23 protein-coding genes are annotated in these 22,147 nt (G+C 27.4%); 10 read left to right on the top strand and 13 right to left on the bottom strand.

What is annotated here, in order from left to right; translation table 11 throughout:
* Positions 1-55 precede the first annotated feature (55 nt).
* Positions 56-352, bottom strand: a complete 297-nt coding sequence (locus EPJ72_RS09180) for a flagellar biosynthesis anti-sigma factor FlgM (RefSeq protein ID WP_147731871.1) — start codon at positions 350-352, stop codon at positions 56-58.
* Positions 342-1,121, bottom strand: coding sequence for a 16S rRNA (cytidine(1402)-2'-O)-methyltransferase (gene rsmI / locus EPJ72_RS09175; RefSeq protein ID WP_147731870.1), 780 nt, complete (start codon positions 1,119-1,121; stop codon positions 342-344). The genes EPJ72_RS09180 and rsmI overlap by 11 nt, the downstream gene beginning before the upstream one ends.
* 232 nt (positions 1,122-1,353) lie before the next feature.
* Between rsmI and EPJ72_RS09170 the strand changes: the two genes are divergently transcribed.
* Positions 1,354-1,680: a cupin domain-containing protein gene (locus EPJ72_RS09170; protein WP_147731869.1), complete on the top strand. Its 327-nt coding sequence runs from the start codon at positions 1,354-1,356 to the stop codon at positions 1,678-1,680.
* Here EPJ72_RS09170 and EPJ72_RS09165 read toward each other — a convergent pair.
* From EPJ72_RS09165 to EPJ72_RS09150, 4 genes are all read right to left on the bottom strand, one after another.
* Positions 1,677-2,480 (bottom strand): RecB family exonuclease, encoded by an 804-nt coding sequence (locus EPJ72_RS09165; RefSeq protein WP_147731868.1) that lies wholly within the window; start codon positions 2,478-2,480, stop codon positions 1,677-1,679. The genes EPJ72_RS09170 and EPJ72_RS09165 overlap by 4 nt on opposite strands.
* Before the next feature lie 4 nt (positions 2,481-2,484).
* Positions 2,485-3,309 carry an ankyrin repeat domain-containing protein gene (locus EPJ72_RS09160; RefSeq protein ID WP_147731867.1) on the bottom strand — a complete coding sequence of 275 codons (825 nt, stop codon included), beginning with the start codon at positions 3,307-3,309 and terminating at the stop codon, positions 2,485-2,487.
* 180 nt (positions 3,310-3,489) lie between these two features.
* On the bottom strand, positions 3,490-4,086 hold the full coding sequence (locus tag EPJ72_RS09155) for a regulatory protein RecX (protein ID WP_147731866.1): 597 nt from the start codon (positions 4,084-4,086) through the stop codon (positions 3,490-3,492).
* A 441-nt stretch (positions 4,087-4,527) separates the two neighbouring features.
* Complete coding sequence (locus tag EPJ72_RS09150) at positions 4,528-5,133, bottom strand: metal-sensing transcriptional repressor (RefSeq protein ID WP_147731865.1); 606 nt, start codon at positions 5,131-5,133, stop codon at positions 4,528-4,530.
* A gap of 231 nt (positions 5,134-5,364) precedes the next feature.
* Here EPJ72_RS09150 and alaS point away from each other — a divergent pair, with 231 nt between their 5' ends.
* The 7 genes from alaS to EPJ72_RS09115 all read left to right on the top strand — a co-directional run bounded on the left by alaS (position 5,365) and on the right by EPJ72_RS09115 (position 12,261).
* Positions 5,365-7,959, top strand: a complete 2,595-nt coding sequence (alaS, locus tag EPJ72_RS09145; protein ID WP_147731864.1) for an alanine--tRNA ligase — start codon at positions 5,365-5,367, stop codon at positions 7,957-7,959.
* The gene (locus EPJ72_RS09140; protein ID WP_147731863.1) at positions 7,960-8,577 is read left to right on the top strand and encodes a HEAT repeat domain-containing protein; all 618 of its coding nucleotides are present in this window, start codon (positions 7,960-7,962) and stop codon (positions 8,575-8,577) included.
* Positions 8,578-8,586: 9 nt separating this feature from the next.
* Positions 8,587-9,384 (top strand): hypothetical protein, encoded by a 798-nt coding sequence (locus tag EPJ72_RS09135; protein WP_147731862.1) that lies wholly within the window; start codon positions 8,587-8,589, stop codon positions 9,382-9,384.
* On the top strand, positions 9,384-9,674 hold the full coding sequence (locus EPJ72_RS09130; protein WP_147731861.1) for a hypothetical protein: 291 nt from the start codon (positions 9,384-9,386) through the stop codon (positions 9,672-9,674). The genes EPJ72_RS09135 and EPJ72_RS09130 overlap by 1 nt, the downstream gene beginning before the upstream one ends.
* A 59-nt stretch (positions 9,675-9,733) precedes the next feature.
* Complete coding sequence (locus EPJ72_RS09125) at positions 9,734-10,705, top strand: D-alanine--D-alanine ligase family protein (RefSeq protein WP_147731860.1); 972 nt, start codon at positions 9,734-9,736, stop codon at positions 10,703-10,705.
* A gap of 98 nt (positions 10,706-10,803) precedes the next feature.
* Positions 10,804-11,190: a Fur family transcriptional regulator gene (locus tag EPJ72_RS09120; RefSeq protein WP_147731859.1), complete on the top strand. Its 387-nt coding sequence runs from the start codon at positions 10,804-10,806 to the stop codon at positions 11,188-11,190.
* Positions 11,191-11,415: 225 nt separating this feature from the next.
* On the top strand, positions 11,416-12,261 hold the full coding sequence (locus EPJ72_RS09115) for a bifunctional 5,10-methylenetetrahydrofolate dehydrogenase/5,10-methenyltetrahydrofolate cyclohydrolase (protein WP_147731858.1): 846 nt from the start codon (positions 11,416-11,418) through the stop codon (positions 12,259-12,261).
* 334 nt (positions 12,262-12,595) lie between these two features.
* Here the strand turns inward: EPJ72_RS09115 and EPJ72_RS09110 are convergent, their stop codons facing one another.
* Entirely contained in the window at positions 12,596-13,303 is a 708-nt protein-coding gene (locus EPJ72_RS09110; RefSeq protein WP_147731857.1) for an LrgB family protein, read from the bottom strand.
* Entirely contained in the window at positions 13,300-13,665 is a 366-nt protein-coding gene (locus EPJ72_RS09105) for a CidA/LrgA family protein (RefSeq protein ID WP_147731856.1), read from the bottom strand. The genes EPJ72_RS09110 and EPJ72_RS09105 overlap by 4 nt, the downstream gene beginning before the upstream one ends.
* A 189-nt stretch (positions 13,666-13,854) precedes the next feature.
* Here EPJ72_RS09105 and EPJ72_RS09100 point away from each other — a divergent pair, with 189 nt between their 5' ends.
* On the top strand, positions 13,855-14,673 hold the full coding sequence (locus EPJ72_RS09100) for a DDE-type integrase/transposase/recombinase (protein ID WP_147731855.1): 819 nt from the start codon (positions 13,855-13,857) through the stop codon (positions 14,671-14,673).
* 149 nt (positions 14,674-14,822) lie between these two features.
* Positions 14,823-15,533, top strand: coding sequence for a DDE-type integrase/transposase/recombinase (locus EPJ72_RS09095; protein ID WP_147731854.1), 711 nt, complete (start codon positions 14,823-14,825; stop codon positions 15,531-15,533).
* 316 nt (positions 15,534-15,849) lie between these two features.
* On the opposite strand, the gene EPJ72_RS09090 is transcribed toward EPJ72_RS09095, so the two are convergent.
* The 5 genes from EPJ72_RS09090 to alr form a co-directional block, all read right to left on the bottom strand.
* Positions 15,850-16,740 (bottom strand): alpha/beta hydrolase, encoded by an 891-nt coding sequence (locus tag EPJ72_RS09090; protein ID WP_147731853.1) that lies wholly within the window; start codon positions 16,738-16,740, stop codon positions 15,850-15,852.
* 53 nt (positions 16,741-16,793) lie between these two features.
* Entirely contained in the window at positions 16,794-17,453 is a 660-nt protein-coding gene (locus EPJ72_RS09085) for a DUF6320 domain-containing protein (protein WP_147731852.1), read from the bottom strand.
* Between the two features lie 4 nt (positions 17,454-17,457).
* Positions 17,458-18,723 (bottom strand): alcohol acetyltransferase, encoded by a 1,266-nt coding sequence (locus EPJ72_RS09080; protein ID WP_147731851.1) that lies wholly within the window; start codon positions 18,721-18,723, stop codon positions 17,458-17,460.
* Between the two features lie 759 nt (positions 18,724-19,482).
* Entirely contained in the window at positions 19,483-20,856 is a 1,374-nt protein-coding gene (locus EPJ72_RS09075) for an alanine/glycine:cation symporter family protein (protein WP_147731850.1), read from the bottom strand.
* An 81-nt stretch (positions 20,857-20,937) separates the two neighbouring features.
* Entirely contained in the window at positions 20,938-22,038 is a 1,101-nt protein-coding gene (gene alr, locus EPJ72_RS09070) for an alanine racemase (RefSeq protein ID WP_147731849.1), read from the bottom strand.
* Positions 22,039-22,147 lie beyond the last annotated feature (109 nt).

The raw sequence follows: 22,147 nt of genomic DNA, 5'->3' as shown, positions 1-22,147 counted from the left end.
AGTAAGCTAGTAAAGCTTACTATTTAATAATTTTTTAATTAAAAAAAAATTTTTATTATTCATCTATAGGCATAACATCTAAAATAGAATTAGCCAAAGAGTTTAGTACTTCTTTTCTTAAAGCACCATCTTTCATATACATTTCTAGTCTTTTTTTAGCTTCAGCAACTTTTTCTTCTCTAATATCAGGAGATTGTTTAACTAAATCAACTAATTTTTTATTTTGCAAAGCTATTTTAGATTCATTTGATATATCAATTCTATCAGAACCTAATTGAGATGGTTTATCTGAATATTTTACTTTAGAATTAAATTGTATGTTTTGTGTGCCGCCTATTTTATCAATTGTCATAATCTGACTCCTTACATAGTATATTTTCGGCATTAGATTTGCATACTTTAGATTTTCTATTATCAATAATGATGCAAAATTCTCCTTTATCAAGTATACTATTATTGTTAAAAAAAGCAAGTATATTAGAAGCTTTATCTCTTATGATTTGTTCAAATTTTTTAGTAAGCTCTCTTCCGATAACAATGTAAGTATTTTCTCCAAATATGTTAACAATATCTTCTGTACATGCTTTTATTCTATGCACAGATTCATATAATACTATAATATTTTTTTCGTTTGAGTATAATTCTTTTAATTGATTTTTTCTTTTACCAGATTTATTTGATAAGAAACCTACAAATAAAGTATTGCCAGAAATACCAGAAGCAGATAGCAATGTAGTAAAAGCAGATATACCACCAACAGGAATAATTTTAATATTGTTTTCTATAGCCTTACTAATTATACTTAAACCGGGGTCACTTATACAAGGAGTACCAGCATCACTTACAATAGCAACAGAGCTTCCATTTATAATATTATTTATGTATTCATTAATTTTTTTTTCTGTTGAGTGGCTATGGTAAGAATAAACAGTTTTTTTAATATTATAAGTATTTAGGAGTTTAAGGGTTACTCTGGTATCTTCCGCGAGAATGAAGTCAACATTACTTAATATTTTCAAGGCTCTTATAGTTATATCTTCCATATTACCTATAGGAGTAGCCACCACATATATAGCGGATTGTTCTATGTTTATGTTATTGTTTAAGTTAATATTTTCCATATATTTATTTTAATTTATAAAATATAATTTGCAATAGTATAAATGTTTCACATGAAACATTTTGCTTTATTTTTACTATTAAAAACTCTGTTGTATAAAATTTATATTTAAATAAACAGTATAAATATTTATTAATTTGTCTTTATAAATATGTTTCATGTGAAACATTTTTAACTCCATTGCTAATTTTTAAAACCTTTTATCCGAAATTTATAAACGTGAGGATGATAAAATGACTGAACAAAAGTTTTACTATAAATCTAATACTCTAAAAGAATTTAGTTGCGATAATAATGACGAGAAATTAATACATATATTAAATAATAAAGGATATAATATCTACTCTATTAAGCAAAAAACTAATCAGCTTATACCATATCATGAACACCCTTCCGAAGAAATGGTAATTGTTTTAAGCGGTAAAATTAGGTATGTAGTAGAAGAAGAAGTTGTAGACCTAGAAGAAGGTGATGTTATTAAAGTAAAACCGCATTCTATACACTCTATGATTAGTGTTGCAGAAGAAGCTTATTCTAATTTGTTATTAGTATTCCTTTAATTGTTTATTAATAATTCTTCTGTATTATCTGTTATACCTTCTATATAGTTGCCATTGCAAATCTTATTAAAATCGCAGTACTCGCAGTGCGTGCCTACATTTTTATCGAAAGCCCTATCATATCTTATGTCATTTATTATCTCATCAAACCATTCGCCTATATATTGTATTGATTCCTTTGTAAAATCTATTGTATCAAATTTGTCATCATCAAAATGATAATATGAACCATTGGTTACCTTAAAATTTAAAGAGTCTAGTATAAAAGCATAAAGTTTAAGCTGAAGAGTTTTTCTCTCTCTCTCTGTATTATCTTCACCCAAATCATAATACCTGTTTGTTTTATAATCCACTATCTGCAAAGAACCATCTGCAGATAAATCTATTCTGTCTATACGTCCAAATAATATATAATCTTTTATTTTTGTTTCTTTATAGCTTTCTATTTGATAAGGAACTTTTTGACCAAAAGAATTAAAGAAATTTGAAAGCATATATAAACCTTTCTCTCCAAGCTCTTTTTCTTCTTCCCTGCTATTAAAAAAAGACCTTATGCCGCTTCTCTTCCAAACTTCTCTAAATATGTTATGTAAACTCTCTAAATTCCTCTCTTCAGCACGTAATTGATAAAACTCTTTGCATGCTAAATGTATAGCATTACCAAATATAAAATATACATTTACCCCTCTTTTATATTTTTTAAAAGGCTTTTCTATATAAGTGTATCTATACTTTCTCGGACAAAGTAAATATGTGGACATACTATATTCGCTAAATCTTTGAAGTTTTTTTGATTCCATATTTTTATCTATTTGTATATTTACTTAATAGTTCCACTATATCAGTATCAGTAGTTAAATCAACAGCCTTGCCATCATTTACATTTTCTAAATTAGCATTGGCATTGTTTTTTAATAATATCTCAACAGCCTTATAACTCTGTGAAGCAGAAGCAAAATGCAAAGCACTCCAACCATCATAGTCTTGAGCATTGATGTTAGCACCATATTTTAACAAAGTATTTATTGCTGCTATTTCATTATTCATAGATGCCCACATTAAAGGAGTTGTTCCTGTATCATCTTCTATATCTACAAGATTATTTATTTTCTTTGCAGCATATGATTGCATTATAGTTTCTATTATATCAGAATACCCTCTTGATGCCGCTATATGTATTGCCATAGCAGAATCTATATCATCTTTTGCCTCAAGATTTGCACCATAGTCTAAAAGTATTTTAACTATTTCATTATATCCATAATAGCAGGCAAGAAGAAGAGGAGTATCTCCATCTGCATACCATTTTTCATTATCATTAGTTATTATAGTATCTTTGGGGAGTTTAACTTCCATATCTATTTTTTTATTTTCTAATAATTCTTTAACTACTTCTTTATTATTATATTGAACAGCTCTATGCAATAAACTCCAACCATACTCATCTTTTATATTAACATTAGTTACAAGTTTTATTATATTTATAGCAATATCTGTTTTGCCGTCTTTTAATGCATTAAATAATCCTTGATTATCAGTATTATATTTTTGATTATTGTTTTGAGCATAGATATTTGAAATTGATAAAATATTAAATAAAATTATGAATAACAATGCTATTTTTCTCATCAAGCCAGCTCCGAAGTTATGTTAATTTAATTATATTATAATACATTTTAACACAATTATCAATATATCATATAAACATCTATTTAAATAATTATATTATTTTTTAAATATTTAAAATATAAAAATAATGAGATTACATTTATATAATAAAAAATAAATACACTATAAATATATATCGTATTAATTTTTGTGAGGCTTATATTTATCTAATAGTCTTTTTATAGAATCGTATTTAAAACCTTTTCTCATTAAGGTTCTTATAATATAGTCATTTCTTTTATCTTTATTTTCATAGATTTTATAATATTTTCTAATAGCATTTTTTAATAATCTTATTTCATTTTTTTCTGTTATTAAATGAGAAACTCTATCTATTGTTTTGTTTTTTAATTTAGCTTTTTTAAGAGCATCAAGAATATATCTTTTACTTTTGCCTTTTAATTTTAAGCTATTAACAGTAATTTTTGCAAACCTTCTGTCATCAATAAGTTCATATTCTTTGCAGTAAGCTATAGCATAATTAATAAATCTTTTTTTATGACCTTTTTTAAGTAACTTATCTCTAAGCATACCCTCACTTAAAAAACTTCTTCTTAATGCATTAACAGCAGATTTTTTAGCGGCAGCCTCATAAGCTCTCATTCTTATATGTGGTATTTCATCATATTCCAATTCCATACCTTCATAAATATCAAGTTCATAAGTGCCATTTTTTGGTATAGTAAAATATTCTCCGCCGGATACTTTTATATAGATTTTATTATTTTTTAATTTCATTTTAAGGATAGTCATAAATATAATATATATCAAAAGTATAAGTTTTTCAACATTATTGTTTATTATAATAACCGCACGGTAAGCAAAACAAAAAATATGAATTAATTTTAGATTGCAGTTTTAATTAACTTTTTAAATTATGTTTAACGTGCGAGAAACAAATGCAAAAAATTTAATAAAAGCTTGGGCGGGTTTTAACATTTTTAATTAAGCAAAAAAACAAATAAAGATTAATCTGTTAAATACAAACATCAAATTTAAAAGGGCGGGGAATGTAAGTAAATTTTAAAATTTAAATTATAGTAGATATGAGTAAGTTTAATTCAAATATTACAGCTAATTCTGAAAATTCTTAAAAGTTATAAAAGTATAAAAAATAAAAAGCCCTACTGATTAAAAATATCAGAAGGGTTTTTTATAATAAAAAGTTTATTTAAAAATTTACTTTATTAATTTTTTCATGTATCTAAAAAAGTCTTCTTTTTCTTTCGGTGAAATCATACAAGTATTTAAAAACACTTCCATAATCTCTTGATTAACACTAGCCATAGCAGCTTTAACAGCCAAAGCCTGATTAAGTATATCTCCGCAATATTCTCCTTTAATGAGCATTTTTTTCATTCCGTTTATTTGTCCTTCTATTCTGTTTAATCTGATTATAAGTTTTTTTCTTTTTTCTACAATTTCTTCTCTTCCAAATTTAGAAACTTTACTATCATCACCTAAATATTTATTCCAAGCCTTAAGTCCGCCTTCAAGAATATATAGATTATCAAACCCTACACTTTTCATATATGAAGCAGCATCAACACTTATTTTGCCAACAGAGCAATAAATCAAATAAGTAATATTTTTATCAAGTTTTTCTATTTCTCTTTTAAATACTCTAGGTCTTAAAAAATCTATTAACAAAGAATTTTCTATCATTCCCTCATAATTATGCTCTAATTCTGTTCTTACATCCAAAATTATAAAATCATCTAATTCTTCCATTTTTTTTTCAAATTCTGAAGGTGTTAATGTGTTAATTCCATTGTCTAATATCATATAAAATCCTTGATTCTTTTATTACTATTACGTATAAATATTATATAACAAAAATAACTTTTTACAAAATATTTTGAATTATTTTTCTAAAATTATTATTTTAAAAATTATTATTAATTATTAATTCTTATTAAAAAACTATCATACTTTTACTTGCAAAACGAGGCATTTAATTATATTATTAAACGAAAATATTTTTAAATATTAGGTTATGATATATTAGGAGATATTATGACGCATTTAGAGTTGAGAGAAAAGTTCAAAGAGTTTTTTAAAAGTAAAAAACATGCTATAGAGAAATCATCATCGTTAATACCAATAGATGACCCTAGTTTATTATTTACAACAGCAGGTATGCTTCAGTTTAAGCCATACTATGCTGGAATAAAAAAAGCACCATATTCAAGAGTTGCCACTATACAGAAATGTTTTAGATTATCAGATTTAGAGAATATAGGGAAAACAGCAAGACACCATACATTTTTTGAGATGTTTGGTAATTTTTGTTTTATGGGAGATTATTTTAAGAAAGAAGCTATTGAGTTTGCTTGGGAGTTTTCCACACAGGTGATAAAGCTTCCTGTTGAGAGAATATATGTATCTATTTATGAGAAAGATGATGATGCATTTAAGATTTGGAATGAACATATAGGAATACCAAAAGAAAAAATTGTTAGGCTTGGAAAGAAGGATAATTTTTGGGGACCTGCGGGAGATTCTGGAGCTTGCGGACCTTGCAGTGAGCTTTATATTGACATGGGTGAAGAAAAAGGATGTGGTAAACCTGATTGTTTTGTGGGATGTGATTGCGAGAGGTATTTAGAGTTTTGGAATTTAGTATTTAATGAGTTTTTTCAAGATGTTGATGGCAATTTAACTCCGCTTCAGAATGTTGGTATAGATACAGGAATGGGGCTTGAGAGACTTTGTTATATTATGCAGGGAGTTGAGAGCAATTATCAGACTGATGTAATGAAGCCTATTGTTGATGCTATTTTAAATAAGCTTAATGTTAAGTATGAAGGAAACAATAAAACAAAAATAAATTTATTAGCAGACCATTTAAGAGCTTTGGTGTTTGTTTTAGCTGAAGGCTGTAAACCGTCCAATGAGGGAAGAGGATATGTTTTAAGAAGGCTTTTAAGAAGAGCTTTAAAAACTGCTAATGATTTAGGTCATAAAGGAGCTTTCTTAAATGAGCTTACTTCTGCTGTAATTAATGTTTATAAAGATATATATGATTATCTTCCAAAAGAAGAAGAGAATATTAAAAAGATATTATTAGAAGAAGAGAATAAATTTTTAAGCACAATATCTGCTGGTATGAATAAACTTTACAGTGTAATGAAAGAAAACAAGGAAAGTAAAGTAATATCAGGTAAAGATGCTTTTATGCTTTTTGATACTTATGGGCTTCCTTTTGACATTACAGAAGAAGAAGCTAATGATCATGGTTTTACAGTTGATAAGAAAGGCTTTGAAGATGCAATGGAAGAACAGAAAAAAAGAAGCAGGGGAACAGGAGAAGATAAAAAGTCTAAATTTGGTTTTGTTGAAAATTATGAAACAAAATATGTCGGCGAAGAGAGAGAGAGTTTGATTAACGGAGTAAAATCAAAGATAGTAGCTTTATATGAGAATGAAGAGAAAAAAGAAAGTGCATCATCTTCTAATGCAGCTGTAATTACAGAATCATCACCTTTTTATGGAGAGATGGGAGGACAAGTTGGAGATAATGGCTTTATAGAGATTTCTAACGGAGAAAAATTAAAAGTAGTAGACACGCAAAAAAAAGAAAACACTATTATACATATAGTTGATTGTGATAATAAAACTTTGAAAGTTGGAGAAGAGATAAAACTTTTAGTTAATTTTGACAGAAGAAGTGCTATAAGAAAAAACCACACAGCAACACATATACTTCAAAAAGTTTTAGAGCTAACACTTGGAAATCATATTAATCAAGCAGGAAGTTTTGTTTGTGAAGATTATTTGAGATTTGACTTTACCCACCCAGATTCTATTAATGAAGAAACTTTAATAAACATAGAAAATCAAGTTAATGAAATAGTATTTAAATCAATGCCTGCAGTAATAAAATATATGCCGAAAGAAGAGGCTATAGCTTCTGGAGCTAAGGCATTATTTGGAGAGAAATATCCGGACACTGTAAGAATACTTGATATTGGCGAAGGTTTTTCTGTTGAGCTTTGCGGGGGAAGCCATTTGACAAATACATCTGAAGTTGGTTATTTTCATATAGTAAGTGAAGGTTCTGTTGCAAGCGGTGTGAGAAGAATTGAAGCTATTACTGGGCTTAATGCTGCTAAAGAGGCTACAAATTTATTTAATAAAGTAAAAAGTTTAAGCCATATACTTAATGCAAACAAAGCAGACGAGCTTACAATTAGAGCAGAAAACTTGCAAGCAGAAATAAAAAAATTACAAAAAGAAAATAAACAATTAAAGACTTCCGGCTCATCTTCTAAAGCGTTTATTGATAATTATGAAGATTTAAATGGAATTAAGTTTTACAATTTGGAGTTTGATGAAGATATAAAAGATATAAGGCTTTATGCTGATACTATAAAAGAGAGAATTAAAGATTCTTTGGCTTTTATGATAAGTAAAACAAATAATTCTATAATAGTTCAGGTTACAGGTAATGTTTTAAAAGAAAAAAACATATTGGCTAATTCTTTAATTAAAGATATAATATCAACTGCAGGGGGCAGAGGCGGAGGAAAAGATAGTTTTGCTCAAGGCTCTATAGAAAATATCGAAAAAGCAAAAGAAGCTATTAATAAAATAAAGAGTAGTTTATAAATGAAAAAAGTTTTAAGTATTATCATTATCATATTATTTTCTGTATCTTGTTCACAGAAAGATTTAACTTTAAGAAGACTCGATGATGTTAATAAGGCATCAAAAAAATTACAAAATAATAAAGATGATGAAAAGGTTTTATTAGAAGTACTTAATGCGGCACAAAATGGAGGAAGAGAGGTTAGAGCAGAGGCTATATGGGTGCTTAGTAATATAGAGGCAGAAATAGCTTATAGTGATTTTTTAAAGTCTAGTGTTGAAGATCCTGATTTTAATGTTCGCTGTTTATCTATACATGGGCTTGGAAAGTTAGAAGCTAAAACTCCTGAAGCAATAGACAGCATAAAAAGAGCTATATCTGATACTGATTTGCAGGTACAAATAGAGGCTTTGAAAGTTGCAGGTAATTTAAAAGCTCCTGAACTTTTAAACTCCATACTTGGCAGTTTATCTAGTGAAAACAAATGGGTAAGAATGGCAGCTATTGAAGCTTTGAAAGATTATGAAGATAATAGGGTGGACCGTTCTCTTAATTTGCTTTCTTCTACGGATAATGATTATGCTGTAAAATCTACTATAGAGCAGGTTTTAAAATATAGAAATGAAAAAGGAATGTAAAAATAATATATGTTTGTTAATAAAAAAATAATTTATTTATTAATAATTTTCTCTTTTATAAATATTTTTATTTTTTCATGCAGAAGTATGGGAAATTCTGTTGTGGTTATAGATGATATAATATCTACAAATAGAATAGTTGCCGTTGCTTCTTTTACTTTCCCAAAGAGTATGACTAATGTAAATATAGATAGATTAAAATATTTAAATACAGAAATATATGCTGATGTTGTATTAAATAGTTTTATAAGTAATTTTAATTCTCAAAGTAAGTTAATAAAACTTGTAACTTTAGAAGAGGCTTTAGGTGATTTAGCTTTTTCTAAACTTCCAAATCACTATATATTAGGTTCTGATTATGTGGCTGCTACGGGAACTATAGCTACAAATAAATTAGATGATGATACTATATCTTTGCTTAGAGATAAAAATATATCAGGGGTTATGTATGCTGATTCTGAGATGTCTTTTTGGGCACAGAGCATTGATATAAACTTTGATATATATGATTTAAATGGCAATAATTTATGGCTAGATACTTTAGAAGGATATTCTTATTATATTATAGGAGATACTGGTTCTCCTACTAAGCAGATGAATTATCAGATAGTAATAGCTGATGTTGTAAAATTTCAACAGAAGCATGCTGATGAATTATACATTATAATAGATGAAGCAGTATCTAATGGAGTATATACTTTAAAAAATAAAGTACCATATGCTTTTAGTACTAATGATATTTTGTTTACTCAAAAGACATTTAGTTTAACTAATGAAGAATATGCAAAAAAGGCAGGTATAAAATAATGGCAGACAGACAAAAAATAGAATTAAGTTTTAGTGATATTGATGAGTTTAAGTTTAAAAGACCTTTAAAAGGTTATATTACAAAACTTGATAATGATAGATATGTTATTAGTAATGATGATTTAGCTATTAGGGGTACTGGTAAAACTCCTAAAGAGGCTGCCGAGATGATTAAAGATCAATTTATCAATTTGGCAAATGATGTGATGTATAAATCTAAATATGCACCTTTAAGCGAGAGAGAAAGAAAAAAGGTAAGCATTATACAATCTATATGTGATATTATTTAAATATTATATATAGATTTTTTATTATCAAGAACTTCTATTAACATTTTAGGAAATTAAATATGCTATTAACTACTGAATTAAAAAATGAAACATTGAAAAAATTTGAAGGAAAAAAAATAGCTGTGCTTCATGGAGGCATCAGCGATGAGAGAGAAGTTTCTCTTAGAAGCGGCAAGAATGTTTTTGAAGCTTTAACTTCCTACAAAGAATTGAAAGACAATACTATACTAATAGATGTAAAAGATTATTATGAATTGGTTGAAACTCTAAAAAAAGAAAATGTTGAATATTGTTATAATATATTGCATGGCACTTTTGGTGAAGATGGCACTATTCAAGGGCTTTTGGATTGTCTTAATATTAAATACACGGGTGAAAATACTTTAGTTAGTTCTCTTTGTATGAATAAGGTTTATACAAAAAGAATATGGCTTTCTTCAAATATTTCTACTGTTGATTTTCAGCTTCTTGAAGATGCTGTAAAAAATAATAGTCTTTCTTTTGATTTCCCTATAATATTGAAACCTATTTCAAGCGGTTCTAGTGTGGGTGTTTCTCTAATTAAAACTAAAGATGAATTTGAAAATATTGTTAAAGATATAAAAGATACTCATAATTATTTTTTAGAGCCATACATTAAAGGTAAAGAAGTAACTGTTGGTCTTGTAGTTGATAATGATGATATATATGTGTTTCCTATACTTGGTATTAATCCAAAAAATGAAATATATGATTATGATGCTAAATATACTCCGGGAAAAACAGAGATGGAGATACCTGCTAAATTAGATAAACAAGTAGAAAATAAATTAATAGAAAATTGTAAGAAGGCTTATGATGTTTTAGGCTGTGAAGGTCTTTGCAGAATAGATGCTATAATTGCTGAAGATGGTTTTATCAACTTGATGGAAGTTAATACTCAAGGCGGTATGACAAATACTTCCGATATACCAGCTATGGCAAGAAATATCAATATGCCTTTTGAAGATGTTGTTTTATATATACTTTCTCTTGCTTATAAAAATGTATAAAATTATCTATTGACAAATATTGAAAAATTAGTATATTATACTAAATGATATTAATTATTAATTAAATAATTTCTTCATAAGATAGAGGTTTGTAAAATATGAACAACACCAGAAACACAATACAAAAACAAGTAATATTAAGTGCTGTACGGGAATTAAAAAATCACCCTACATCAGAAGAGGTTTATAATTATATTAAACCAAACTTTCCTTCTATTAGTTTAGGAACAGTTTATAGAAATCTTAATTTACTTTCTGAAAACAATGAGATACAAAAAATTTCTATAATAGACGATGCTGTGAGGTTTGACCATATCACAGATGAACATTATCACTTTCAGTGCGATAAATGTAAAAAGTTAATAGATATTAATTTGCCTTATAATAAAGAATTAGATGAAGCTGTTTCAAAAAAGTATAATGTAGAAATAAATAAGCATGACATTGTATTTATAGGCATTTGTAAGTCTTGCAAATCAGAATAATTTTTTATTAAAAGAGTAAGTATTTTCTTTTATACTTAAAACATTGTAAATTTATAAAATAATTTTTTTATTTATATTTATGAGAATAATAATTTTTAATAATTAAATTTTTTATATATATAAAATAATATATTAAAATTGTTGTTGTTCTTTTTATATACTTGTTTTTTATCTCTAAAAAATATAGAATAAATTAATTATTTTCATTCTAAAGGAAACCATAACATGTCAGCTAATATACTTGATGTAAGAGAATTATCAAAAAGCATAAGAGCAGAAATTAAAGAGAAGGTTGCTTTATTAAACAAGAAGCCTAGAATAGATTTTGTTTATTTTGATGATGATAAATCTACAGAGTTATATTTTACGCATGCCAAAAAAATGGCAGAGAATGTCGGAATGATAGGCGAGCTTCATAAGTTAGGTATAAACACAACAGAAAAAGATTTCATTACTCTAATAGAATATTTAAACGAAGAGAAAGATATTAGCGGTATAATGCTTCAAATGCCTTTGCCTAAGCACATAAGAAGAGAATTAGTTTATGAGACAATATCCGCAAAAAAAGATATTGATGCAATAAGCAATTTAAATCTTGGAAGAATTTTAACTTCTAATGATGAATTAATTCCTTGCACTGTAAAGAGTGTGATGACAATACTTGAACATTATAATGTTAAAATAGAAGGTGCTAATGCTGTGGTTGTTGGAAGGAGCGAGATAGTTGGAAAGCCTCTTGCTTTATCATTATTAAATAAATCTGCTACTGTTACAATAGCTCATTCAAAAACTAAAGATTTAAAAAGTGTTTGCAAAAATGCTGATATATTATGCGTGTCTATTGGAAAGGCAGAGTTTATTGACGCTGAATATATAAAAGAAAATGCTGTTGTTATAGATATAGGAATCAATGTGCTTGAAGATGGTTCTATTAAGGGAGATGTAAAGTTTGATGAGGCAGTTAATATTGCATCTATGATAACACCTGTACCTAATGGCGTTGGAAGTTTAACGACAACAATGCTTCTTTCAAACTTGCTTTATTTGCATACGAAGTATAATAATAATTAATTATAACTAATTTATGTTCTTGTTTTATTCAACTTTTTCCCGCGTACGAGCTGTACCACCTTTCCGCACGGTAATGCTATGCTTTAATTATAACTTTTTAGTCGTGCGGGGGATTGCCTTTTAATATACGATTAAATTATAAAATTTATCATAAAAATTCAGTCCTTTTTCTTCTTTGTGTCACGCCTTACCTAAAGGTACTCCTTTCAGTCGCCGGCACTTCCTTCGGTCGCAAAAGAAGTGGGGACGTGTACCACTACGGGTACGCTTCGCATAGGGCAAAGCCACCACAAATAAAAAACTTAAAAAATATTTTTAACAAACTTAAAAATTTTTACCATATAGTAACAAGCAATTTATATAGTATAAGAAGCAATACAACCGTTAAAGCTCCAGCTATACCTATAGCAAGACCAGACATAGCTCCTTCAGTCTCTCCCATTTCTATAGCCTTACTAGTGCCAACAGCATGCGATGCAGTACCTATTGCAATACCTATAGCTAAAGGCGATTTTATTCTAAATATTTTACAAACTATAGGGGCAATTATAGCACCCACAACCCCAGACACTATAACAGCAAGCACAGTGATAGATTTTACAGCACCAATACTATCTGCCACATCAACAGCTATTGCCGTAGTTATTGATTTTGGAAGAAGTGATAAAAGTATATTTTTTGATACGCCCATAATTTTTGCAGTGAAATATATTCCAACTATTCCAATGGCACTTCCTATTGCAATGCTTAAAAGTATTACTAGTAAATTCGCTTTTAATATTGGAAGGTTTCTATATATTGGAAGAGCTAACACAACAGTAGCAGGCCCAACTAATGCATTAATAAATTTTCCCCCGCTTTCATTATAAACACTATAAGGTACCCCCATAAAATAAATAGATAAACCTACAAGTATTACAGTTGTTACAAGAGGCGTTAATATTGGAAGTTTTGTTTTATTATAAATATAGTATGCTATGATATATGCTATTAAAGTTATTACTATTGAAATTAGCGGGTTGTCTTGAAATAGTGCTGTCATTTTATTTTCCTTTTTTTATTAACTATGTTTTCAAAGAACTGTGCAGATAAACCAGTTGCTACCATTATCACTACAACAAAAAATATGCATATTATAAGAAAGGGTATTATCTCATCTTTAATATATTTATATTCATCAACTATAGCTAAAGTGGCAGGTACAAATAATAAAGACATATTTTTTATTAATATATCGCTAGCCTCATCAATATCACTCTCTTTTATAATTCCAAAAACTAAAAGAAAGAATAGTAAAAACATTCCTATTACATTTCCCGGTATTGGAAGTTTTAGAGATTTACTTAATATGTATGATACTGAATAAATAAAAAATATTATAGAGAATTGTTTTATCAACTTCATTTTAGTAGAATCCAATAAATTATTTAAAAAAATTATTGTGATAAATTATATACCTAAAAAAATATTTTTCAATAGAGTATTTTTATAGTATTGTTTAGGAGTATGAGATATTGGACATTTTTTAGTATAAAAAAAGCAGTATCCTTGTTATAATATTTTGATATAAAAAACAAATAAAAGGATACTACTATGAAAAAAGATTATAGCACAGAATTTAAATTATTTATAGTGGATGAAGCATTAAAAACTAAAAATATTAAAAGATTTTTAAAGATGGAAAGAATAAATAAATCCACTTTTTATACTTGGCTTAAGAAATATAAAGACACTGGAACTGTCGCTAATTTTAGTACTAAGCCAAAAACTTCTCCAAATATCTTTAATAATCAAGAAGCTATTAATTTAATTATTAAACTCTATACTGAAGAGTATAGGGGAAAACATTATATTAAAGCATATTTAAATCGTAAAGGCATTAAGATAGGTGTTACAGCTATAGAGAATGTACTAAAAAGAAATAATCTTTGGAGATATAAAACAAAAAAGAAAAAGAAGCGATATGATAAACGAAAATTTGTCTCTAAAATACAAAAAGAAGGCAAAATAGTTCAAATAGACACTAAATATATCAAATTAGGCAGAAAAACAGTTTATCAATTCACAGCTGTAGATTTAGCTACTCGCTATAGTTGGAGAGAAATCTATGAGGATAAAACACCTTATAGTGCTTTATCTTTCTTAAAATATGTCTTAAAAACTTCACCTTTTAAGATACAATCTATACAAACTGCGACCGAAGGAAGTGCCTGTGGCAACAATGGTATGGAATATACATACCGCTGTATCAATACCTCTAAAATCAATATTTTTGATGAATACTGCTTAAAAAATAAATTAGAGAGGAGATATATTCCTGTAGCAACACCAAGATACAATGGCGTAGTAGAAAGAGTACAAGGCATAGACGAAAGAGAATTTTATTCACGATTAAAATACACATTTTTATAACAATCAAAGATTGATTTCTTCGTTATTGTATATTACAATCAAAGAAAGAATCAAAAATATTATAGCAAGTAAAAGTACAATATCTATGGCTCCATGACATTATAGTGTATAAAGCATTAAAAACTAAAAATATTAAAAGATTTCTAAAGATGGAAAGAATAAATAAATCCACTTTTTATACTTGGCTTAAGAAATATAAAGACACTGGAACTGTCGCTAATTTTAGCACTAAACCAAAAACTTCTCCAAATATCTTTAATAATCAAAAAGCTATTAATTTAATTATTGAACTCTATACTAAAGAATATCGAGGTAAGCATTATATTAAAGCATATTTAAATCGTAAAGGCATTAAGATAGGTGTTACAGCGATAGAGAATGTACTAAAAAGAAATAATCTTTGGAGATACAAAATAAAAAAGAAAAAGAAGCGATATGATAAACGAAAATTTGTCTCTAAAATACAAAAAGAGGGCAAAATAGTTCAAATAGACACTAAATATATCAAATTAGGCAGAAAAACAGTTTATCAATTCACAGCTGTAGATTTATCTGCTCGTTATAGTTGGAGGCAGATCTATGAGGATAAAACACCTTATAGTGCTTTATCTTTCTTAAAATATGTATTGAAAACTTCACCTTTTAGGATACAAGCTATACAAACAGACAATGGTATAGAATATACTTATCGCTGTATTAATACTCCTAAAATAAATATTTTTGATGAATACTGCTTAAAAAATAAATTAGAGAGAAGATATATTCCAGTAGCAACACCAAGATACAATGGTGTAGTAGAAAGAGTACACGGCATAGACGAAAGAGAATTTTATTCACGATTAAATAAAAATATCAAGTAGAATTATTAAGAGAAAAATTAAAAGAATATACACATTTTTATAACAATCAAAGATTGATTTCTTCGTTATTGTATATTACAATCAAAGAAAGAATCAAAAATATTATAGCAAGTAAAAGTACAATATCTATGGCTCCATGACATTAAAATAATAGTTTTATATCAAATTTTTTGTTGTTCTTTTTAACGCCTTCGCTTTGCGGACTTCGTCAAAAGAACCAAAAAGTGCAAATATTTTAACTCCATATTTTGGAATATATATAAAGTAATACCTATGTCTTAGATAAAATTAATTTTTGTTGCTTGTTTTATATTATTTATAATGTTTCAATCCACTTAAAAACTTCGTCCATTATATTGTTGCTGTCCATAGTCTCAAAAAATATCCCGTTAACTAAATTGTTATGATAAATTTCTTTGTTTTCAAATACAATACATTTAGCCAAGCCATCATTAAAACTATTAACTTTGTTTGAAAAATTAATTGAGTTTTGAACATCGCAAATAGGGTCTAATCCTGAGTGTATGCATAACACTTTATTTTTTTCGCTTCCATCTATATAGTTATAAGGGTTTGCTAAATCTCTATTATAATTCCATTCAAAAAGCTGATTGAGCATAGGAGTTATAATTTCATTGGTGCATACGTTTAAATCTGTTGGGCCTCCTAATGATATATACCCTTTAAAATTATTTATATCAACATTATATTTTTTTTGCATATCTTTATTATAAACAAGTAAAGCTCCTAAATGTGCACCTGCAGATGAGCCTACAACAACTATATCAGAATAGTCTATATTTTTTTCTTTTAATACAGAAAGTGCTTTATTAAAACCATTGAATACATCTTCTGTTTGAGCAGGGTATTTAGCTTTTTTGCTTAATCTATAACCTAATAGTATTGCATTAAAGCCTTCTTTTGCAAATCTTCTTCCAACAAATCTATATAAATCAGCACTTCCCTCTCTCCAGCCTCCGCCATGTATATATACTATTAATTGTTTTTTTGGCTTTTCATTTTCTTTTAATTGTGCTGGAAAATATAAAATATATTGTCTTTTGTTTTTGTCGTATTTAAATTTAGTTGGCTTAATTTTTTTATCTGCCTTAATAAAGTTAATAGCCATTACAGGATAGCTTAAATATTCTTTTATTAAGTTTTTATTTTTTTTTGTTTTTTTTATTTTCTTTACTTTATTATTCATAAAAAACTCCTAATATTTTTTAGTATAATATTTTTTTATGCATATAATATTTTTTATACATTAAAAATTTTTTTCAAAGATAAAATAAACTCATTTCTAAATAGTATAATCATACTAAAAATAACAATTATACCCGAACCAAAAGCAGCCAAACTACTCCAATAAAGAAAATTAAATAATGGTAAAACAATCATAAGCATAGATATGAAAGCAGCAGAAATTATATAAGAAACATATTCATTAAAATATTTATGGTCTATAATAGCTATTATAAGAATTGAAACATTTAATCCAAGAGATAAAAAAGGCATCACATAATTAAAAGACCATTTATAAAATCCGCTGAATATATCTATTATTATCATCAAAGGAAGAAGTATAAAAAACTCTATTAATAATTTTTGCCTCAAATAAAATATTGAAGCTGTAAAACATATATAGGTAAAATATGCAGATGCAACAGACACTATAGATATCATAGCCCAATTATATTTTGAAGAAGTTGATATATTAATAAGCATTATAATAATGACAGCACTTACAGCAACTAAAGAAACTATCTTTTTAGCATTAACTTTTTTTATTTTTTTATAATACCAATTATATGAAGGATACTCTTCGTAATATATATTATTTTTATTTTCTACTTCACTAAAACATAATGGGCATTTGTTAGCTTTTATTTCTAATTTACAATTATTGCAATAAGGCATTTTTCTACACTCCAAAATCATTAGAATAAATTTCTGTCTTTGTAACTTTTGAAATATTTTGAAAGAAGTGTTTTATAATATCTGTTTCTATAATTGTTCTATTGAATGTAATAGAGAGTTTATCATTAAAGCTGCATAAACCTACATTTAAAGGGCTATTTATTGTATTATAAACCACAGCCTCAAAATGATTAATATATTCTTTCATATCTTCTGGAAGAATGATATTTCCAAAGTTTGATAATGTGAGAGTTTTTAATTTATCTTCAAATAATTCAAAATTCAAATTAACCACAAAGTTTTTTATAAATAATGGAATAAATTTTGTTAGTATATTATTTTCTAATTTTGTGTTTTGGTAAATAAAGTTTTCTAATTTTTCTTTTTGAAGTTTTTCTCTCATTTCATTAGAAACTATTTTTATAATATCATCAAAGTTTAATTCATTATTAGTTTTTATTTTTATATTAACCACACCAAAAAAGTTTTTTAAAGATATTGAAGGAAATATTGTTCTCAAATTAACAGGAATGCATACCACTATATTTTTGCCGTCTAATCTATTTTTTATTTTTGCTTCATATATAGAATATGCCAAAAGTGAAGCAATGTATGCCGTGATAGTAATATTATATTTTTTACTTTCTTTTTTAATATTTTCCATATTCATAATACCATGAACAACATTGTTTCCATATATATTTAATTGCTTTCCTTTTATTAAATAAACATTTTTAATTTTCTTTTCTTTCATTGATATTTTTTTATTTTTTGTATGCATTTTAAAACTGTCATCATAGTCGCGAGTTGTATGTATGCTGTCTTTAAATACATCTTCATTGGGGTCATTAATTTGTTTTCCTAACAATGTGATATAATGATAAAGCAAGGATTTTAAAAAACTTATTAAAGCTGAAGCATCTGCAAGAGAGTGAAAAATCTCTACAGATATTCTATATTTATAATAAACAACCCTAACTAAATAACCATTATTAAGTTTATAGTTTATATTATAGCAAGGGTAATACTTCTCTTCTTCAATTAAAAGCCTTCTATTATTTTCTTCAAAGTAATTCCAAAATAGTCCTTTTTTTATAGCCAAAGCAAATGTTGGAAACCTTTTCATTGTGATGTCTAGGGCATTTTGCAGTATTGCTTCATTTACTTTATCTTTTAATACAGCTGATACTCTAAATATTGGAATGTTTTTTTTATTTTTTATAGATACAAAAAGTTTTGCGGCATTATCTAGCTTGTATAATTCTTTCATTTATTATGCTCTGTTTTTGATAATTTTACAATATAATATTAAATTATTTATTCTATTTTGCAACAATTAAAGATAATTAAATTCATAAAAAAGAGTTATTTTAAGTATTATAGTTCTTTTTTATTTTTTATTATAAATATACTAAAATAATTTTATTGAAATTGCAGTTCTTTTGCTATACCAATAAAAGAAGTAGGGGTGCGGGGGCTAGCCCCCGAATATAATAAAATTTAAAAACAAAAATTGATGAACTTAAAAGTTTTCAAATATATAATAAATTTTTTATTCAACTTTTTCCCGCGTACGAGCTGTACCACCTTGCCGCACGGTAATACCATGTTTTAATTATAACTTCTTATACGTGCGGGGGAATACCTTTTAATATACAATTAAATTATAAAATTTATAATAAAATGCAGTTCTTTTAGTTCTTTTATACCAATAAAAGAACTGGGGTGCTGCACGGTGTTTACTTCGTTAAGGGCAAAGCCCTGCAAATAATAAAAATAAAAAAAGTTAAAAATTTTTAGTATATTCTGGAATAAGTATATTTTGTTATATGATTTTTTTATTCAACTTTTCCTGCCTTCGCAGGCACTTCCTTCGGTCGCCCTGAAGGACTCCTTTCAGTCGCAGTGAGGACTTCGTCAAAGTTTTTACCCTTTGGGTACGCTTCGTGAAAGTGCAAACATTTTAACTCTTCTTCTGCAAATAAAAAACACTCGCTTTTTACAGCGAGTGCTTTATTATTTATTACTTTTAATCTTTAATAATAGTTGAAGTAGGGTCTTGTAAATAATCTCTTGTTAATTTAGCTACTTTTGGAGATAAAATTAAAAGTCCTACTAAGTTTGGTATAGCCATAAGACCATTTAAAGTGTCTGCTATAGACCATATTAAATCTAATTGAGCTACTGCCCCAATTATACCAACAATTAAAAATATAATTCTATAAGTATAAGAAGCAGCCCTATTTCTTTTAGTAAGATAACCTAAAGCAACAACACCATAATGCGACCAACCAACGAAAGTTGAGAAAGCAAATAATATTAATGATACAGTAAGTATTATAGAACCAATACTTCCCAAATGAGCACCAAAAGAAGCAGATATTAATTCAGCACCATTTAATGTAGTACCCTGATTAGCCTCTAAAAACATAATAGCTATAAGACCTGTTAAAGTACAAACAAAGAAAGTATCTATAAGTACTTCAAATATTCCCCATAAACCTTGCTCTATAGGGTTTTTAGAGTTACTAGCACCATGAGCCATAGGAGCAGTACCTAAACCAGCCTCATTTGAAAATACACCTCTTGCAAAACCAAATTTCATAGCTATCATTATAGAATAACCCATAAAACCAGCACCAACTTGTTTTAAGTTAAAAGCTTCAGAAAATATTCTCTGAAAAGAATGAGGAATCTTATCTAAATTTAAAGCTAAAATAATTATTCCAGCAACTAAATATATAACACACATAATAGGAACAAGCTTCTCTGTAACAGTAGCTATTCTTCTAATACCTCCAATTATTATAATAGCAGTTAAAACAACAACAACAATTCCAGTAATAATTTTAGGCACACCAAAGTTTTGATAAACAACAGCCGCCATAGCATTAGTTTGAGTCATGTTTCCCGCCCCAAAACAAGCCAAAGCAGCAAAAGCAGCAAATATACTTCCAAGCCAAGGCAAATTAGCACCCTTAGATATATAATACATAGGTCCGCCATGGTGACGACCTTGATCATCTTTAATTCTATAATAAACAGCTAATATGACCTCAGAATATTTTGTAACCATTCCAAAAAATGCAGCAAACCACATCCAAAATAAAGCCCCAGGTCCTCCTGCCACTATCGCAGTAGTAACTCCAGCAATATTTCCTGTACCAACAGTACTTGCTAATGCTGTACTTACTGCTTGAAAGGGCGTAATATTATCATCAGAATCCTGCTTCTTTGCTAAAGAACCAAAAGTATGTTTTACCCATAGAGGTATTTGCGTAATTTGTAAAAAACCAGTTCTAATGCTTAAAAATATACCAGTTCCAACCAACAAAGTTAGCATTATTGGACCCCATACAAAACCATTAATAATGCCGTTCACTTTTGCTATCATATCAAACATAAACATCTCCTTTTTTATCTAGTTTATTTAAATTTGATGTACTCCTTAAAATTAAATTTTTTTTATTTTTAAAATATTTTTTTAATCTCTATAAACCCTTTTCACCCTCTCACCTATACGAACCAATACCTCATGACTTATACTATCTATTTTTTTTGCCATAGTATTAGCATTGAGCCTCTCATCATTACCAAATATTAAAACCTCATCTTCTTCTTTTATATTATTTTCATTTCCTATGTCTACCATCATAATATCCATACATATCTTTCCTACTATAGGATAATATTTACCATTTATTTTAACCTCCCAATTATTAGAAAGTTTTCTTGACATTCCATCAGCATATCCTATAGGTACTACAGCAATATTAGTATCTTTGCTAGCCTTCCAAGTCATGCCATAAGAAACAGTTTCATTTCTCTTTATTTTTCTAGTTAAAATAATTTTAGATTTTAAATTGAGTATTGGCTTAAATCCAAAATCATGCAGCTTCTCTGTATAACCATAAAGCACTATGCCCGCTCTAACCATATCGAAGTATGCATTTTTATAATAAAGCAATGCAGCAGAATTAGCAGTATGAGCATTATTTATTTTTATGCCGTTTGTTTTTAAATTATTCAAAACTTCATTAAATACTCTTATTTGATTTTCTGTAAACTCTCTCGAAATATTATCAAACGTATCTGAAGCAGCATAATGAGTATTAATACCTTCTATCTCTAAAGTATTATATGATAAAACTTTTTTTGCTAAGTTTAATACATCTTTAGGTTTTGCCCCCATTCTATTTAAACCTGTATCTACTTTAATATGCAGTTTCAACTTTTTATTATACTTTTTCAAAAATCTATCATAATCATCTAAACATTCATCATTGCTTATAATAGGTGTTAAATTGTACCTGCAAACATATTCTGCTTCATTTCTAAAATGCTGAAACAAAACAATTATAGAAGTTTTTATTCCAACTTCTCTTATCTTTACACCCTCTTCCACAGTAGCAACCCCAAGTGCATCTACATTTAATTTTTCTAACTGCTCTGACATTCCTACAATACCATGACCATAAGCATTAGCCTTTACTATGCTTAGCAATTTAGTATTTCCTATCATAGAACGAATTATCTTTATATTGTTTTGTAATGCTTTTAGATCTATTTCTGCTATATTGTACATTTTATCTCCTAAGCATACTTAAGCTGCAGTATACATTTTGAGTTTATTATAGTTAATACTATAATAAGTATTACTATAAATCACAATATTGTTAATAATATAACTAATT

Origin of the sequence: Brachyspira pilosicoli (genome assembly GCF_008016535.1) — a bacterium.
GTDB lineage: Bacteria > Spirochaetota > Brachyspiria > Brachyspirales > Brachyspiraceae > Brachyspira > Brachyspira pilosicoli_A.
This window is presented reverse-complemented; position numbering and strand designations above follow the sequence as displayed.

Bases quoted from the DNA above. Each gene is read 5' to 3' on its own strand.
- alaS (WP_147731864.1), top strand. From the start codon at position 5,365: ATGACGCATTTAGAGTTGAGAGAAAAGTTCAAAGAGTTTTTTAAAAGT.
- EPJ72_RS09170 (WP_147731869.1), top strand. From the start codon at position 1,354: ATGACTGAACAAAAGTTTTACTATAAATCTAATACTCTAAAAGAATTT.
- EPJ72_RS09155 (WP_147731866.1), bottom strand. From the start codon at position 4,086: ATGAAATTAAAAAATAATAAAATCTATATAAAAGTATCCGGCGGAGAA.
- EPJ72_RS09160 (WP_147731867.1), bottom strand. From the start codon at position 3,309: ATGAGAAAAATAGCATTGTTATTCATAATTTTATTTAATATTTTATCA.
- alr (WP_147731849.1), bottom strand. From the start codon at position 22,038: ATGTACAATATAGCAGAAATAGATCTAAAAGCATTACAAAACAATATA.
- EPJ72_RS09120 (WP_147731859.1), top strand. From the start codon at position 10,804: ATGAACAACACCAGAAACACAATACAAAAACAAGTAATATTAAGTGCT.
- EPJ72_RS09180 (WP_147731871.1), bottom strand. From the start codon at position 352: ATGACAATTGATAAAATAGGCGGCACACAAAACATACAATTTAATTCT.
- EPJ72_RS09095 (WP_147731854.1), top strand. From the start codon at position 14,823: ATGGAAAGAATAAATAAATCCACTTTTTATACTTGGCTTAAGAAATAT.
- EPJ72_RS09140 (WP_147731863.1), top strand. From the start codon at position 7,960: ATGAAAAAAGTTTTAAGTATTATCATTATCATATTATTTTCTGTATCT.
- EPJ72_RS09085 (WP_147731852.1), bottom strand. From the start codon at position 17,453: ATGCCTTATTGCAATAATTGTAAATTAGAAATAAAAGCTAACAAATGC.
- EPJ72_RS09100 (WP_147731855.1), top strand. From the start codon at position 13,855: ATGAAAAAAGATTATAGCACAGAATTTAAATTATTTATAGTGGATGAA.
- rsmI (WP_147731870.1), bottom strand. From the start codon at position 1,121: ATGGAAAATATTAACTTAAACAATAACATAAACATAGAACAATCCGCT.
- EPJ72_RS09075 (WP_147731850.1), bottom strand. From the start codon at position 20,856: ATGTTTGATATGATAGCAAAAGTGAACGGCATTATTAATGGTTTTGTA.
- EPJ72_RS09135 (WP_147731862.1), top strand. From the start codon at position 8,587: ATGTTTGTTAATAAAAAAATAATTTATTTATTAATAATTTTCTCTTTT.
- EPJ72_RS09130 (WP_147731861.1), top strand. From the start codon at position 9,384: ATGGCAGACAGACAAAAAATAGAATTAAGTTTTAGTGATATTGATGAG.
- EPJ72_RS09090 (WP_147731853.1), bottom strand. From the start codon at position 16,740: ATGAATAATAAAGTAAAGAAAATAAAAAAAACAAAAAAAAATAAAAAC.
- EPJ72_RS09165 (WP_147731868.1), bottom strand. From the start codon at position 2,480: ATGGAATCAAAAAAACTTCAAAGATTTAGCGAATATAGTATGTCCACA.
- EPJ72_RS09105 (WP_147731856.1), bottom strand. From the start codon at position 13,665: ATGAAGTTGATAAAACAATTCTCTATAATATTTTTTATTTATTCAGTA.
- EPJ72_RS09150 (WP_147731865.1), bottom strand. From the start codon at position 5,133: ATGATATTAGACAATGGAATTAACACATTAACACCTTCAGAATTTGAA.
- EPJ72_RS09115 (WP_147731858.1), top strand. From the start codon at position 11,416: ATGTCAGCTAATATACTTGATGTAAGAGAATTATCAAAAAGCATAAGA.
- EPJ72_RS09125 (WP_147731860.1), top strand. From the start codon at position 9,734: ATGCTATTAACTACTGAATTAAAAAATGAAACATTGAAAAAATTTGAA.
- EPJ72_RS09110 (WP_147731857.1), bottom strand. From the start codon at position 13,303: ATGACAGCACTATTTCAAGACAACCCGCTAATTTCAATAGTAATAACT.
- EPJ72_RS09080 (WP_147731851.1), bottom strand. From the start codon at position 18,723: ATGAAAGAATTATACAAGCTAGATAATGCCGCAAAACTTTTTGTATCT.